This window comes from Mesorhizobium sp. J428 (genome assembly GCF_024699925.1).
Lineage (GTDB): Bacteria > Pseudomonadota > Alphaproteobacteria > Rhizobiales > Rhizobiaceae > Mesorhizobium_A.
The window spans coordinates 1,265,047-1,280,213 of sequence record NZ_JAJOMX010000001.1; the positions used below are offsets into that span (position 1 = coordinate 1,265,047).

The 15,167-nt window shown below is 63.7% G+C and carries 11 protein-coding genes; 4 read left to right on the forward strand and 7 right to left on the reverse strand.

Annotation, left to right across the window (positions count from 1 at the left end; all coding sequences use genetic code 11):
- Window position 1: 1 nt before the first annotated feature.
- On the reverse strand, window positions 2–937 hold the full coding sequence (locus LRS09_RS06300) for a LysR substrate-binding domain-containing protein (protein WP_257804950.1): 936 nt from the start codon (window positions 935–937) through the stop codon (window positions 2–4).
- Window positions 938–1,072: 135 nt separating this feature from the next.
- On the opposite strand from LRS09_RS06300, the gene tcuA reads away from it, so the two are divergent.
- The 4 genes from tcuA (at window position 1,073) to LRS09_RS06320 (ending at window position 5,730) form a co-directional block, all read left to right on the forward strand.
- Window positions 1,073–2,608, forward strand: a complete 1,536-nt coding sequence (tcuA, locus tag LRS09_RS06305; RefSeq protein ID WP_257804951.1) for an FAD-dependent tricarballylate dehydrogenase TcuA — start codon at window positions 1,073–1,075, stop codon at window positions 2,606–2,608.
- Window positions 2,609–2,752: 144 nt separating this feature from the next.
- Window positions 2,753–3,790 carry a tripartite tricarboxylate transporter substrate binding protein gene (locus LRS09_RS06310; RefSeq protein ID WP_257804952.1) on the forward strand — a complete coding sequence of 346 codons (1,038 nt, stop codon included), beginning with the start codon at window positions 2,753–2,755 and terminating at the stop codon, window positions 3,788–3,790.
- Window positions 3,787–4,218, forward strand: coding sequence for a tripartite tricarboxylate transporter TctB family protein (locus LRS09_RS06315; RefSeq protein ID WP_257804953.1), 432 nt, complete (start codon window positions 3,787–3,789; stop codon window positions 4,216–4,218). The genes LRS09_RS06310 and LRS09_RS06315 overlap by 4 nt, the downstream gene beginning before the upstream one ends.
- A gap of 3 nt (window positions 4,219–4,221) precedes the next feature.
- Window positions 4,222–5,730: a tripartite tricarboxylate transporter permease gene (locus tag LRS09_RS06320; protein WP_257804954.1), complete on the forward strand. Its 1,509-nt coding sequence runs from the start codon at window positions 4,222–4,224 to the stop codon at window positions 5,728–5,730.
- Window positions 5,731–5,772: 42 nt separating this feature from the next.
- On the opposite strand, the gene LRS09_RS06325 is transcribed toward LRS09_RS06320, so the two are convergent.
- From LRS09_RS06325 to LRS09_RS06350, 6 genes are all read right to left on the reverse strand, one after another.
- Complete coding sequence (locus LRS09_RS06325) at window positions 5,773–7,284, reverse strand: aldehyde dehydrogenase (protein ID WP_257804955.1); 1,512 nt, start codon at window positions 7,282–7,284, stop codon at window positions 5,773–5,775.
- Window positions 7,281–8,705, reverse strand: a complete 1,425-nt coding sequence (locus LRS09_RS06330) for an MmgE/PrpD family protein (protein ID WP_257804956.1) — start codon at window positions 8,703–8,705, stop codon at window positions 7,281–7,283. The genes LRS09_RS06325 and LRS09_RS06330 overlap by 4 nt, the downstream gene beginning before the upstream one ends.
- Window positions 8,706–8,790: 85 nt before the next feature.
- Entirely contained in the window at window positions 8,791–10,215 is a 1,425-nt protein-coding gene (locus LRS09_RS06335) for an MmgE/PrpD family protein (protein WP_257804957.1), read from the reverse strand.
- 144 nt (window positions 10,216–10,359) lie between these two features.
- Complete coding sequence (locus tag LRS09_RS06340; RefSeq protein WP_257804958.1) at window positions 10,360–11,532, reverse strand: mandelate racemase/muconate lactonizing enzyme family protein; 1,173 nt, start codon at window positions 11,530–11,532, stop codon at window positions 10,360–10,362.
- A 10-nt stretch (window positions 11,533–11,542) separates the two neighbouring features.
- Entirely contained in the window at window positions 11,543–13,216 is a 1,674-nt protein-coding gene (locus tag LRS09_RS06345) for a GMC family oxidoreductase (protein ID WP_257804959.1), read from the reverse strand.
- 65 nt (window positions 13,217–13,281) lie between these two features.
- Window positions 13,282–14,763 (reverse strand): aldehyde dehydrogenase, encoded by a 1,482-nt coding sequence (locus LRS09_RS06350; protein WP_257804960.1) that lies wholly within the window; start codon window positions 14,761–14,763, stop codon window positions 13,282–13,284.
- Window positions 14,764–15,167: the final 404 nt, after the last annotated feature.

Genomic DNA, 15,167 nt, shown 5'->3' on the forward strand with positions numbered 1-15,167 from the left:
GTCAGTCTCGACTGGCGGCCTTTCGGATCGCATCGCGAAGCATCTTCGCAGTCAGCTTATCCGACAGCGACGATAGGAAATCGAGGATGAACGGGCGAATATAGGTGGTCGGCCTCAAGGCGAGCGTTGTGCGGCTCGGCGCGAACAGGCGACTTGCGTCGCGCGCGGCAAGTCCCACATCGATCTCGCGGTCGTAAGCCACATTGGTCAGGATCGACAGTCCGAGGCCCATCTTGGCGTAGGTCTTGCTGACGTCGGCATCGATCGCGCTGAGGCTGATCCGCGGTTCGAAACCCGCCCGCCTGAAGGCCTGCATGACCATCCAATGGCCGCTGTAGCGAAAATCATACGCAATCAGCGGATGCGCGGCGAGCGCCTCGTAAGTCAGGTCCGGCACCGAGAAGATCGGATGGTCCTGAAGACCGACCACGACACGCGGAATCTCGGAGAGAGATATTTTCAGCAGATCAGGATAGGGGGTGAGCGTCTCCGGCCCGATCGCGAAATCGGCCGCCCCGTCATCCACCATCTGGCAGATCGTCTCGGGATCACCCTGCTTGAGAACGAGTTCGACGGACGGATAGCGCTTAATGAAGTCGGCCACGATCTTCGGCAGGATATAGCGGGCCTGCGTGTGCGTGGTCGCTATGACCATCGTGCCCTTGTCGACGGATTCGAGATCCAGCTTCAGCGACCGCAGGGCGGCGAGATCGGAGGTTACACGCTTGGCGATTGCGAGCACATGTTCGCCCGGCTCGGTCAACCCGATGATGCGGTTGCGCGTGCGCTGGAAGATGTCGACGCCCAGCTCGCTCTCCAGCAGCTGTATCTGCCGACTTACCCCGGGCTGGGACGTGTTCAAGGCGTCGGCTGCAGCGGAGAGATGGTTCCCCTGCTTAACGATTTCAACGACATAGCGGAGCTGCTGTAGTTTCATCGCCGGTATAATCGAGATGGATGGCAGGATGTCAACTTATTCTGTGTCGGCATACTCGGGCTTGGCTATGGTCCTTGCACCGGACCGAGATCGGGGCACGGAAAGACTGTGCTGCCCGTCAGGATGGAGCGAGGAATGCATCGGAAACGAGATTACGACGTCATCGTCGTTGGTGGCGGCAATGCGGCGCTCTGCGCAGCGATCTCGGCGGCGGAGGAAGGCGCAAGTGTCGTCATACTCGAACGGGCACCGCAAGACGAACGGGGCGGCAACAGCGTCTACACCGACGGAAAATTCCGGGCCGTGTACAACGGACTGTCGGATGTACAGGCGCTTGTTCCCGACCTCACCGAAGACGAAATCGCAACAACCGATTTCGGCGCATATACCGAAGCCGACTTCTTCGACGACATGGCTCGACTGACGAAATACCGGACGGATCCGGAACTGTGCGAAATCCTCGTTCGCAGCAGCCGCGAAGCGCTTTTCTGGCTGAAGGAAAACGGCGTCCGCTTCGTGCCCAACTACGGCCGCCAGGCCTACAGGGTCGACGGGCGGTTCAAGTTCTGGGGCGGCACGACATTGTATGCACAGTCCGGCGGCCCGGGCCTTGTCGAGAGCCTCTACAATCGCGCGAAGAAACTCGGCATCGAAGTGCAATACGAGGCTCCGGTCAGGGATCTCATTCACGACGAGGCTGCCGGCGTCACCGGCGTAAAGGCGCTGCTGGACGGCGAGTTGCGGGAGATCACCGCGAGGGCCGTCGTGCTCGCATGCGGTGGCTTTGAGGCGAACGCCGAGTGGCGCGCCAAGTATCTCGGCCCGGGCTGGGACCTGGCCAAGGTGCGCGGCAGCAGGTTCAACACCGGCGATGGCCTTGCGATGGCCCTGAAGATCGGCGCGCAACCCTATGGCCACTGGTCGGGCTGCCACGCCACGGCTTGGGAACGATATGCGGCGGACTTCGGCGATCTGGCGACCACCCCGCATTACCAGCGGCACAGTTACACCTTCGGCATCGTTGTGAACGTCAAGGGCGAACGCTTCATCGATGAAGGAGCGGACTTCCGAAACTATACCTATGCCAAATACGGCCACGAAGTGCTCAAGCAGCCTGAACAGGTCGCCTGGCAGATCTACGACGGCAAGGTCCTGCACCTGCTGACCGACGAATACCGCACGCGCTCCGTCACCAAGCTGCGCTCCGATACGCTCGAAGGGCTGATCGCGCAGATGGAGGAGGTCGACCGGGACCAGATCCGCCGCACGATCGAGGAGTATAACGCTGCCGTCGACCAGGACGTGCCGTTCAACGCAAACACGCTCGACGGACGCAGCGCGCGCGGACTGAAGGTGCCCCGCAGCAACTGGGCCAACACGATCGACACAGGGCCGTTCGAAGCCTACGCCGTGACATGCGGCATCACCTTCACGTTCGGCGGCGTGCGCATCACCAAAGAAGGCCAGGTCAGCGACACGAACGGCCGCCCCATCCCCGGCCTGTTCGCCGCCGGCGAAATGGTGGGCGGGATTTTCTACTTCAATTATCCCGGAGCGAGCGGGCTCACGAGCGGCACCGTGTTCGGTCGTCTCGCAGGACGACACGCCGCGCGATTCAAGCCGGTTCGGGAAAGGGGCATGTTCGATGCGCAGAGCTACGGCGCGGCATGATCAGCATGCGAATTGGATCATACTGACTGCGGTTTGGTTATTTGTCTCCAATCCGTGCGTCGATAGGCTGTCGGAATCTGGAGGAGAGATCGCGATCGTGCCGGCAGGCCCGATCACCGCAGCCGCAGTTCGGGAGGAACCAGCATGAGGAAATTTCTATTGGCGGTCGCCGGGCTTGCGCTGCTTGCGGGCCAGGCATCCGCGTATCCTGACCGACCGGTTGAGATGGTCGTCGCCTATGCCCCGGGCGGCACGACCGACACGATCGGCCGCATCATCGCGGCCGAGTTGGCGGAGCGGCTCGGCCAGCCCGTGACAGTGGAGAACAGGCCGGGCGCGACAGGCCAGATCGGCTCGCAATATGTCGCGGCCGCCAAGCCGGACGGTCATGTCCTGCAGATCGCCGTCCAGACGACCCATGCGGTCGCACCAACCTTCTACGGCAATCTTCGCTACGACCCCATCAAGGATTTCACGGCGATCGGACAGGTCGTCGGAGCACCGCTGGTGCTCATCACCTCGCCGAAACTTGGCGTGGAGGATGTTCCGGGGCTTATCAAATACATCAAGGATCGCCCGGGCCAGGTGAGCTATGCGACAGGGGGCACCGGCGACGGCTCGCACATGGCGGCGCTTTTCTTCAACAATCTCGCGGATATCGATCCGCAGTTCATCCCGCACCAGGGCGAAGGCCCTGCGATACCGCAGGTGATCGGCGGGCACCTGCCTTACATGTTCGTTCTGGTTCCCACCGGCGCATCCTTCGTGAAGAGCGGGCAGGCCAAGGCGCTCGGCGTCACGGGCGCGCAAAGGTCGCCGACCCTGCCCGATGTGCCGACGATGGAAGAGGCCGGCCTGAAAGGCTACGCGATGGAGACATGGTGGGGCATCTTCGGTCCGGCGGGCATGCCTGACGAAGTGGTGAAGCGCCTCAAGCTGAGCTGGCAGCCATCATGTCCGATCCGGAGGTGGTCCAGCGCATCACCGGCCTGGGCTTCGAGGTGCGTTCGACGTCTCCCGAGGTTTTCACGCAGTTCGTCAAGGACGAGAACGAGCGCTGGGCGCGGATCATCAAGGAAGAGGGGCTTGAGGGCTTCGCCTCCAAGTAGGGCGTGTCTGCAGGGCCGGGACAAACGCCAGACCGTGTTCTTACCCTTCCTCACCGCGGAGGTCTCGTCATGAAGCCGTCAGTCATCGCCGGACTGCCTGTGATCATCCTTGGGCTGCTCGTCAGCGCGGTCGCCGTGACCTACCCGGTCGGCACGATCGGGCGGATGGGGCCGGGCTATCTGCCGTTGTCCTGCGGCATCCTGCTCGCGATACTCGGCGGCGCGATCGCCCTGTTCGACCATGAAGAGGTGGACCGGATCGTCGATGCGAACCTGCTGCGCCCTGCCGCGAGCGTGATCGGCGGTCTTGTCGCCTGGGCCCTCACTGTCGAATGGGCGGGATTGATCCCGGCGACGTTCCTGCTGGTCGGTATCGTCTCGTTCGCGCTCCGCCGTCCCAACTGGTTGAGCATGGCTCTCACGGCCGCCGTTCTGTCGGCGATCGGGGTCGCGGCATTCATCTACGGCCTACATGTGCGGCTTGCGGCGTTCGGAGCCTGAACGATGGATGTCGGCAACATAGTCTCGGGCTTCGCGACCGCCCTGCAACCGAACAACCTGCTGTTCTGCTTCATCGGCGTGACCCTTGGCACCTTCGTCGGCGTGCTGCCAGGCATCGGCGGGCTCGCGGCGATCTCGATGCTGCTGCCGCTGACGTTCTACATGGAGCCGACCGCGGCGATCATCATGCTTGCCGGCATATTCTACGGCGCACAATATGGCGGTTCGACCGCCTCCATCCTGATGAATCTGCCCGGCACCGCTGCGAACGCGGTGACCTGCCTCGACGGATACCCGATGTCGAAGGCCGGGCGCGCAGGCGTCGCGCTCTTTATCACCACGATCTGCTCCTTCGTAGGCGGCTCGCTGTCGATCCTTGTCCTGATGTTCCTGACCCCGGTCGTCGCAGGCATGGCGACCGCCTTCGGCGCGCCCGAATACTTTGCCGTGATGCTCTTTGCGCTGGTCGCCGGCTCCACCCTTTCCAACGGCTCGTTCCTGAAAGGTCTGGCGATGATGGTGGTGGGCATCACCTTCGGGCTGATCGGCATGGACATGCAGACCGGCTATCCGCGTCTGCAGTTCGGCTTCCAGGAGCTTTCGGACGGACTGAGCCTCGTCGCCATTGCAATGGGGCTGTTCGGCATTTCGGAAATCCTGAACAACCTGATCAACAACCAGAGCGCACCGTTCACCGTGCAGTCGGTGAAGCTGCGCTCGCTGATCCCCACGCGCGAGGACCTGCGCGTGGCCGCACTGCCCACCTTGCGCGGCGCGGGAGTTGGCGTGGTGGCGGGCATCCTGCCGGGCGCCGGCCCGACGATCGCATCCTTCATGGCCTATTCGCTCGAGAAGCGCGTGAGCCGCAATCCCGAAAAGTTCGGCAAGGGCGCGATCGAGGGCGTCGCGTCGCCGGAATCGGCCAACAACGCCGCTGTCCAGTCGGAGTTCATACCGACCCTCAGCCTAGGCATCCCGGGAGACGCAACCACCGCCGTGCTGCTCGGCGCGCTGATGATCCACGGCATCGCGCCGGGGCCGGGGCTCGTCAACAGTCACCCAGACTTGTTCTGGGGCCTGATTGCCAGCTTCTGGATCGGCAATGTGCTTCTGCTTGTCCTCAACATTCCGCTGATCGGTGTGTGGGTCTCGATCCTGCGTATTCCGTATCGGATGCTCTATCCCGCGATGCTCTTCTTCATCTGCATCGGCGTCTACTCGATCCAGAACAGCATTTTCGACGTATATGTCGCGCTCGCCTTCGGGGTGCTCGGGCTGATCCTCACCATCCTGAGGTTCCCCAGTTCTCCGCTCCTCCTCGGCTTCATCCTCGGTCCGATGGTGGAGGAGCATATGCGCAACGCGCTGCTGATCTCGCGCGGCAATCCGGTGATCTTCTTCCACAGCTGGATCAGCGCGGTCTTCATCACCGGCACCGCGATCCTCGTCATCTACGGCGTGACGCGCAAGTTGCTGGAGGGCCGGACCGGCAGCCCGGCGCCAGCGGAATGAAAAAGGCCCCCTTGGGACCCTTTCGCTTTCGGTATGCCTGTTTCAGTTCGCGAACGGATCCGCCGGCATGTTTGGCGAGAGGTCGATCACCACAGCCTTGGTTTCCGTGAACTCGTCGAGCGCTTCCATCCCGTTCTCGCGGCCGATGCCGCTCAGCTTGTAGCCGCCGTAAGGCAGCATGTAATGCACAGGCCGGAACGTGTTCACCGAGACAAGCCCGGCCTCGATCTGTGCGGCGACGCGGTGAGCGCGGCTGACGTCGCGCGTCCACAGGCCTCCCACGAGCCCATAGTCCGTCGAGTTGGCCAGCCTCACCACCTCCTCCTCGTCATCGAACGGCATGACCGCAAGCACCGGGCCGAAGACCTCCTCCCGGGCGAGGCGCGAGCTGGTATCCACATCCCGGAATACGGTCGGGCTCACATAATAGCCCTTGTCCAGTCCGCTGGGCCGGCCGCCGCCGGTCAGCAGCCGCGCGCCGCTTTCAAGACCAAGCTGAATGTAATCCCGCGTCTTCGCCAACTGCTCGGCCGAGGTGTGCGGGCCGATATGGGTCCGCTCGTCCATCGGATGCCCGACACGTATCCGCGCGGCCCGTTCCGCCAGCCCGCGGGCGAAGGCGTCATAGGCCCGACGCTGCACGAAGATGCGCGAAGCGAGCGAACAGGATTGCCCGGTCGAGCGAAAGGCGCTGTGCACAGCGACCGAGAGCGCGCGGTCGAGGTCGGCATCGTCGAAGACGATATAGGGCGACTTGCCGCCGCATTCGAACGAGCATCGCTTCAGATTGCCGGCAGCGGCCTGCATGATCTTGATCGCCGTCGAATGATGCCCCGTGAAGGATATCTTGTTGACGCCGGGATGCGCGGCGAGCGCGGCGCCGGCGACCTTGCCGTAGCCGGGAACGACATTGACCACTCCGGCCGGTATCCCTGCTTCCGCAGCCAGACGACCGATCTCCAGAATGCTGGCAGGCGTCTGCTCGGCAGGCTTGATCACGAGGGTGTTGCCGGCGGCAAGCGCAGGACCGAGTTTCCAGCAGCAAAGCAGGATCGGCGAATTCCACGGCAGGATCGCTCCGACCACACCGACCGGCTCGCGGCGGGTGTAGGCGAGCGCGTGCGGGCTGTAGGGAATCTGGTGCCCGTTGATCTTGTCCGCCGCGCCGGCAAAGAACGTCAACCAGTCGGCAGCACGCTGCATCTCGCCAAGCGTGTCGCGCAGCGGCTTGCCATTGTCACGACTCTCGATTGCGGCGAGTTCGCCGGCGTTCTGCCTGACAAGGTCCGCGAGACGATGGATCAGTGCACCACGCCTGCTGGGTTCGAGCCGTGACCAGGGACCGGACAATGCAGCGCGGGCAGCGGCGACCGCGTCATCCACATCTCTGGCGTCGGCCTCGGCGATGTGCGCCCAGACCTCCTCCGTCGCCGGGTCGATCGATTCGATCACCCGTCCGGACTTTGGCCGCACCCATTCGCCGCCGATGAACAGACGGTCGCGAATGAAAGGAGCCAGGTTCCCGGAAAGCGCGGCGGAACCGACGTCGCTCATTCCGCGGCTCCGAGGCGGGCATATTCCGGACGCACCGCGATCCGGGTCACGAAGCTGCGGAAACCGTCGCCATGCGGCACATCGCAGAGGCCGGCTGCGATCGATCGTGCGGCCGAACCGAAGAGCCAGGATGCGTTGCGTTCGAACTTGTCGAGCACATCGGCCTTGAGCAGCGGCGCTTCCGGGCTGCCCGGATGATAGGGCACATGAACGCGGTAGTGCTTGCCGGCGGCGTCTACTTCCAGGATGGCGGGGCAATGGGCCGGGTAATCGGAATCCGGATCCTCGGCGGATTCCACCAGCGCGGCGAGCTTCAGCACCTTCGGATCGCCCAGCCGCTCCGGACGGAATGTCTCGAGGCCCACGTCACCGTAGATGAGCGCCGACGCGACGCCATAAGGCAGGCTGAACCGGGCTTCGTGCGGGGTCTGCGGCCGCTTCTTCCGCTCCTTCGGTTCCGTGACCAGCGTAAGGCCAGGTTCCGCAAGCTTGCAGCCGATGCGGGTGATCTGGCTGACGCCGACGCCGTCGCGGCGGAAGTCCGCGAGGATCTGCTTCGAAGCTTCTATGAAGGCGTGCAGCAACTGACAGCAGGGATAAGGCTTGAACGCCGTCTCGGGCGTATACCAGATCTTGCCGAATCCCGACCCGCCACGCGCGAAGTCGAGCTCGCCGGTGATCGGCTTCAGATGCGCCTTGAAGAATCCCATCTCGCCTTCGAACACGCTCTCCGGTCCCGTGATTCCGGCCCGGGCGAAATCGATGGCGATCAGACCGGCATGGGCGCCCCACCCTCCGTGCAGGATCTTGGAGGTCGAGCCTGTGCGCGTCGATTCCTGGATGCCGGATGCGAAGGTGCCGGCGATGCCCAAGGCATCGACGATGCGCTCCGCCGGAAGGCGCAGGAGATTACCGATCGCGGCGACGACCCCGAACGATCCCAGGAGGGAACTTGTGTGATAGCCGCGCGCCAGGAAACGATCGCCACCCACGAAGCCAAGGCGGATCATCGCCTCGTAGCCGGCAACGGTGGCGGTCAAGACATCCTCTACGCTGGCGTTGCGCGCCTCGCCGGCGGCAAGAACGGCAGGTATGACGGTCGAGCCGGGCCGGGCCAGGGAGGGGCCGTGCTTGTCATCCATCTCAAGTGCCTGGGCCAGTGCGCCGTTGAGCAACGCGGCGAGATCCGCGCGCGCGGTCGTTGCGAGACCAAACAGCGTGGCCCCCTCCGACGCACTCCACTCCTTCGCCAGCGCCGCAGCAGCCTTGCCGCTGTCTTCGCCCGGACTTGCGCCGGCGATGCAGACGCCGATCGAGTCCACGATGTGCAGCATCGCCGCATCGCGCACCTCGGCGGGAATGGCGTCATATCGCAGACTGGCAGCAAAATCGCCAATTGTGCGGGCCAGGAATTCGCTCATATCGTCCTCGCTATGATGGGCGCGAAAAAGGCTGGCGGCGCCAGCGGTAAGGGATGACGCCGCATCTCGAGGCGGCAGTCCAAGCTCAGGCCTTGACGTCCTGCAGCGCCGGGCCAAGCAGGGCGGCCGGGTTCGCCTCGTTCTCGAGGTTGTCGACAATGGTCTCGATCCGGTCCAGCGCGGCCGTGGTGATGACCCGCCCGGCGAGATCGCGGAACTTGGCGCGCAGCGCACTGTCCGGGATCGGATTCTTGAAATGGCCCGGGCGGTAGAGAAGCGAGTGCCTGAACTCTCTGCCGTCCTTCATCGTGACGGCGACGCGCACGGCGCGCATCTCGTCCGGTCCAAGCGCATCGAGTTCGGGATCGACGGTCACGTTGATGCGGTTGGCGAGATCGATGATCTTCGGATCAGCAAGCTTGTGATCCTGGAACTGGTCGATGAAGGCATTGCCCTCGAGCAGCATCACCGCACCAACGAAGGGAAGGTTCATCTGAGCCGCGATCGTCTCCGGCGGGTCCATTGGCTTGTAAGGCCAGCCGCAGTGCACGAACACCATGTTCGTGGTGCCGACATCGACCTTTGCGACGTCTTCTCCGCGTAGATTGTGCTGTTCGCGCAGGATGCGCAGACATTCCGCGGTCGCCTGGCTCGACGCCAAGGACGAGTAGCGCTTGAAGCCGTTCTTGAGGATCTCCCAGTCGGAGCCTAGCCCCCTGGTCGCCCAGGACAGGTCGTATTCGCGCGAATAGGAGGAACAGAAGCCGCCATACTCCGCCTCAAGGACATCGCGCACGCCGGTCAGTCCTTCCCTGGCGCAATAGGCGGCTATGATGCCGTTCTGCGATGCCTTGCCGGAGTGGAAGCGCTTGGCCATGGCGCCGAACTGGGCGGCCATCAGGCCTGCCGCCTGCGATCCGGCAAGGCCGAGCGCCGATATGTATTTTTCGCTGTCGAGGTTGATCAACTTGCCGATGGCGGCCGCCGAACCGAAGGTGGACGTCAGGCCGCAGGGATGGAAGCCGGTGTGGAATGCCGATGGGCTGACGGTATTGCCGATTCGGGTGCCAAGCTCGAAGCCGGCGACCACCGCGAGGATCATCTCCCTGCCGCTGACATTCCCGAAATCCTCCGAGCAGGCCATGACCGACGGGATGACGCCCGCGCCATAGTGCGACATCGACTGGTCGTGGCAGTCGTCGAGTTCGTAGCCCTGCGCGGACGTGCCGTTGATGAACGACGCGCCAAGCACGTCGGCCTTGTGCTTCTGGCCCCATGCCGAAGCCCGTTTCGACTGCCCCAACCCGTCGACGACGCGCGTTACCGCCTGAGTCCAGGGCGTCTGCGCCCCGAAAACGCCGCAGCCGAACGAATCGAGGATGCATCGTTTTGCCATGGCGACCACCTCGGGCGGAAGCGCCTCGTATCGCAGGCCCGAAGCGAATTCCGCGAGAACGCGCGTCTCGCCGACGCCCGTAACTCCCTTGTCGACGGTCACGTTGACGTTCATGAAATGCTCCCGTTGCAATCGTGTTGACGTCCCGGCCCTGGCGCGCGGCGGCGCCGAGCCATGTTGTCGTCATCATCACTTTGCGGGGATCACAGTCCAATCATGGTTTGACGTTGCACTATGCACGGCTCGCATCCTGGGCGATCACGAAACAACCACGCGCCTAAGAGTCATCCGTTCGAGAGCCTTGGGATCGAGCGTAAGTCCGAGTCCAGGACCGGTGGGCACTCTCACCGCTCCGTCCGCGATCGACATCGCACCTTCGGCGACCAGCGGATCAGGCCCCTTCGGCCCCACTCCGAAGGCGAACTCCGCTGCCCCGAACGTCCGTCGCGCGGGGATCGTGGCGCAGAAATGCGCCGAGGCGGCGGCCTCGAACTGGGAGGCGACAGCAAGGCCGCCGCTGTTGATCTGGATGCCGTTCGCCTCGCCGATCGCCGCAATCTTGCGCGCAGGCAGCAGTCCGCCCACCTGGTACAGCTTGATGCAGAAGATATCGACCGCACGTGCCTGGGCAAGCTCGGCTGCATCCTGGATGGTGAACAGGCTTTCATCCGCCATCAACGGCACGCCGCAGGCCTTAGCCCGGATCTCGGCCAGCCCGCGCACGTCGCGCCGCAGGATGGGCTGTTCCATGTAACCGAGATCGAATTCCCTCATCGCGGCCATTGCGCTGATCGTCTCCGGGATCGTCCACCCGGTGTTCGGATCCACACCTATGACAATTCCGTCGCCCACCGCGCGACGCACCGCGGCGAAATTCTCGACGTCGCGCCGCCAGCCGCCGCGTCCGGCTGCTTTCAGGCAAAGGACCTTGATGCCGTATTCTTCAACTGCCTTGCGCGCCTCCTCGATCATGATCTCGACTTCGTCGGCGAGGCTGACGGACCATTCGAGTGCGATCTCATCCTGGCATCGGCCACCGATAAGGTCGTGGACAGGTAGTCCGAGCGCCTTTCCCAAGGCATCGTGCAAGGCGATGTCGAGTACCGCGCGCGCCGCCGGATTGCCGGCGAGGCGCGAAGTCAGCAGGTCGTCGATCGCCTCCATGTCGGAAATCCGCCTGCCGATCATCAGCGGCGCATAGACGTGCTCGATCGCGGAGACGACGCTGTGCGCGGTGTCGGCGACGAAATGGCCGGGGCTGATCGGGCGGATCTGCGCATGGCCCTGCACGCCTTCCGCATTGATGCTCACGAAGACGGGCTTTCCAAGCAGCTGCTCGGCCGGTCCTGTGTCGTAGCTTCCGCTGGAGAATATCCGCTTCACGCGCACGGGAAGCTCGGTGATGCGGATGTCGATACTGTCGATCTTCATGGCAGAGGTCTCAGGCAGCATTCGCGGAGAGCGTCGTATCGACCCGCGGCGCACCGTTCCCACGTGCAATAAGATCGGAAGCGCGCTCCGCCAGCGCGATTGTCGGCGCATTGGTATTGGACGACGGAATGGTCGGGAACACGGAGGAGTCCACGACGCGAAGGCCGGTGACGCCACGCACGCGCAGTTGCGGATCGACGACCGCATCCGCATCGACACCCATCTTGCAGGTGCCGACGATGTGCCACGTCGTTTGCGTCGTCTCCCGGATATACGCCATGATCTCCCCGTCCGTGGAAGCACTGTCCCCGGGACGCGTCTCGCGCACGATAAGCTTCCGAAGCGATGGCTGGGCTGCGATCCGGCGCACTTCCTTGATGCCCTTCAGCAGGACTTCCGCATCTTCGGCCTCCTCCAGATAGCGCGGATCGATGCGAGGATGGACGAACGGATCCGCCGAGGCGATGTGCACATAGCCGCGGGATTTGGGCTTCAGCCCCATCACGCCAACGGTGAAGCCGGAATGCGCGTCCAGTCCGTCCTGGGGCCGTCTCGCATAGCGGTCCTTCCCGGAAAACGGCTGAAGCTGCAGCTTGAGGTCCGGGGAGGTCTCGTCCGGACGGCTGCGCATGACGGTGTGCGCGGTCGCAGAACAGATCGACAGCAGTCCCTTGCCCGTCAGCATGTATTTCAATCCCTGCCGGACCTTGAACACCGGGTTCTGCAGGACATCGTTGATGGTAATCGGCTCGGAGCACTGGAACGTGAGGCGCGTATTCGGATGGTCCTGCATGTTCTCGCCGACACCGGAGAGCTCCTTCACGACCGGGATGCCATGTTCGGCCAGGACATCGCCGCGGCCGATGCCGGACAGTTCCAGAAGCTTCGGTGACTGGACGGGCCCAGCGGAAAGGATCACCTCGCGCGACGCGCCCGCGACCACCGTCTGTCCCTCGCGTCGGCATTCTATGCCCACGGCGCGACGGTCCTCCATCAGGACACGGGCGACTTCCGTGTCCGTCCAGACGACCAGATTGCGCCGGTCGAGCACCGGCCGCAGGTAGGACGCGGATGTGCTGCTTCGATACCCGCGCCGTGTCGAGTATTGCAGATAGGCGGCGCCCTCGTAGTGCCCGTCATTATAGTCGGCGACAATCGGATGCCCGGCCTCGCCGCTCGCCGCGACATATCCGTCGGCCAGCTTGTCGAAATGATCCAGGCTGGTGACCCCGATGGGGCCGTCGCGTCCCCGCAGCGCCGGGTCGCCGCCGCCAAACGTCTCCATGCGGCGGAAAGCAGGAAGCATGTCGTCCCATCCCCAGCCGGGAGCGCCCATGCCTTCCCAGGAGTCGTAGACCCAGGGATCGCCGCGAACGTAGACGTTGCCGTTGATGGAGCTCGAGCCGCCGAGCACCCGGCCGCGCGTCCACAGCTGGGTCCGATTGTTCAGCGCCTTTTGCGGCTCCGTGACGAACGGCCAGGTCACGGCGGGATCTTTCAACAGATTCACCACCATCAGCGGAACACGAAAATTGATGCTGCGATCGGGACCACCGGCCTCGACCAGCAGAACCCGGACAGAGCTGTCGGCGGAGAGCCTGTTGGCGAGCACGCAGCCGGCCGATCCCGCCCCTACGATGATGTAATCGAACCTGTTGCCGTCCCGGTCGCCAGCGTCTGCCATTTCGGAACTCCATCCCGCCGGCCGAGGCCGGCTTTCATTCGGGCAACCTCGCGGCAACGCAGCCGCTAGGTCTGCACCGCGAACGGATCGCGGTCGTCTTCGGAAAAATTGATCATCACATTCTTGCTGACGAGGAATTCGAGCATCCCTTCCTGCCCGCGCTCGCGACCGAAGCCGCTGTCCTTGACGCCGCCGAACGGCGTCTGCGCGGCGACGGCCCGATAGGTGTTGACCCAGACCATGCCCGTACGCAGCTCCCGGGCGACGCGGTGCACGCGGTTGATGTTCTGCGACCAGATGCCCGACGCCAGGCCGAAGGACGTGTCATTGGCGATCCTGACCGCTTCCTCTTCCGTGTCGAACGGAATGACCGAAAGAACGGGACCGAAGATCTCCTCGCGCGCGAGCGCCATCTGGTTGTGAACGTCTGCGAAGATCGTTGGCTTGACGAACAGGCCCTGAGACAGGCCGGCGCCGGTGGCGCGCTCGCCCCCGGCCATCAGACGCGCGCCCTGCCCCTTCGCGGACTCGATGAAATGCATCACGCGATCGAACTGCGGCTGATTGGCCACCGTCCCCATCTCCGTCGCCATGTCCGACGGATCGCCGAGCCGTATGCGCCCTGCGCGATCGACCAGCATGTCGACGATCTGGCTGTAGACGGAACGTTGGACGAGCAGGCGCGATCCGGCGATGCAGGTTTGCCCGGTAGCCGCGAAGATGCCGGCGAGAGCGCCGTTCGCCGCCTTGTTCAGATCCGCATCCTCGAAGATGATGTTGGGAGATTTTCCCCCTAGCTCGAGGATCACCGGCGTCAGATTCGCGCCGGCCGCGGCGGCGATCTTGCGTCCGACTCCGCCCGAGCCGGTGAAGCTGATCTTGCCCAGCCCGCCGCCGCCCACCAGCGCTTCTCCCGTCCGGCCGTCGCCTGTCACGACATTGACGACGCCGGCAGGGAACCCCGCTTCCTCGACCAGTCGCACGAATTTGAGCGTCGTGACCGATGCATGTTCCGACGGCTTGATGACGACGCAGTTGCCGGCCGCCAGCGCCGCAGGCAGCTTGTTGCCCAGAAGCGCCATCGGCGAGTTCCACGCTGTGATGATGCCGACGACGCCGAGCGGCTCCAGCGAGGCGTAGTCGAACATGTCCGGACGATCGAGCGGTATGACCTTGCCGAAGATCTTGTCGCAATAGCCGGCGTAGAAGCGGAACGTGCGCGCAAGGAATTTCAGCTGGCTGGTCGTCTCGCGGATGACCTTTCCATTGTCACGCGTTTCCAACGCGCCCATTTCGGGGGCGTTGGCTTCGATAATGTCGGCAAGACGGTTGAGCAACCTTGCGCGCTGCAGTCCGCTGGTCCGGCTCCATGTCCGGTCGAAACATTCGCGCGCCGCAGCGACCGCGGTGCGCACGTCGCTCGCGTCCGCCTGGGAAATCTCTGCCCAAGGCTGCTGCGTGTAGGGATTGTAGGTTGGAAAATAGGCCTTACCCGCCGGTTCGCGCCATTCTCCGGCAATGTAAATTCCGTGACGCTCCAATGCCAATGCGACTGTCTCCTCCAAGCATGCAGCGGCTGACCCTACGACCAGCTCGGCATTCAGAATAATGCTTTGATAGTGTAGCAGTATGCATATCGGGCATCCCGCAAGTATCAATTTCATTTCCAGCCAGAGTGGACATGCGGCACCCCGGAGGGAGGCGAATGCGGCACGATCTTCGAATGGGCGCGGCGGCAAGCCATTGGAAAGGCTGCCAAACAAAAAAGTCCACGGGATGGACCGAGGGGCATAGAATATGATTGCGGGTTCTGGTCACCACACAGGCGCCAGTTGCACTCCGTCATCTATGGATCCGACCAGCGAACAACGGCCATCGCCGCGACATGAATGAGCCCGCTCAGTGGTCAAGCGTTCTCAGTTTCGGAGAAGGTCCCTATCACCTAGGCAGC

Bases quoted from the DNA above. Each gene is read 5' to 3' on its own strand.
- LRS09_RS06345 (WP_257804959.1), bottom strand. From the start codon at position 13,216: ATGGCAGACGCTGGCGACCGGGACGGCAACAGGTTCGATTACATCATC.
- LRS09_RS06310 (WP_257804952.1), top strand. From the start codon at position 2,753: ATGAGGAAATTTCTATTGGCGGTCGCCGGGCTTGCGCTGCTTGCGGGC.
- LRS09_RS06340 (WP_257804958.1), bottom strand. From the start codon at position 11,532: ATGAAGATCGACAGTATCGACATCCGCATCACCGAGCTTCCCGTGCGC.
- LRS09_RS06325 (WP_257804955.1), bottom strand. From the start codon at position 7,284: ATGAGCGACGTCGGTTCCGCCGCGCTTTCCGGGAACCTGGCTCCTTTC.
- tcuA (WP_257804951.1), top strand. From the start codon at position 1,073: ATGCATCGGAAACGAGATTACGACGTCATCGTCGTTGGTGGCGGCAAT.
- LRS09_RS06330 (WP_257804956.1), bottom strand. From the start codon at position 8,705: ATGAGCGAATTCCTGGCCCGCACAATTGGCGATTTTGCTGCCAGTCTG.
- LRS09_RS06320 (WP_257804954.1), top strand. From the start codon at position 4,222: ATGGATGTCGGCAACATAGTCTCGGGCTTCGCGACCGCCCTGCAACCG.
- LRS09_RS06335 (WP_257804957.1), bottom strand. From the start codon at position 10,215: ATGAACGTCAACGTGACCGTCGACAAGGGAGTTACGGGCGTCGGCGAG.
- LRS09_RS06315 (WP_257804953.1), top strand. From the start codon at position 3,787: ATGAAGCCGTCAGTCATCGCCGGACTGCCTGTGATCATCCTTGGGCTG.
- LRS09_RS06300 (WP_257804950.1), bottom strand. From the start codon at position 937: ATGAAACTACAGCAGCTCCGCTATGTCGTTGAAATCGTTAAGCAGGGG.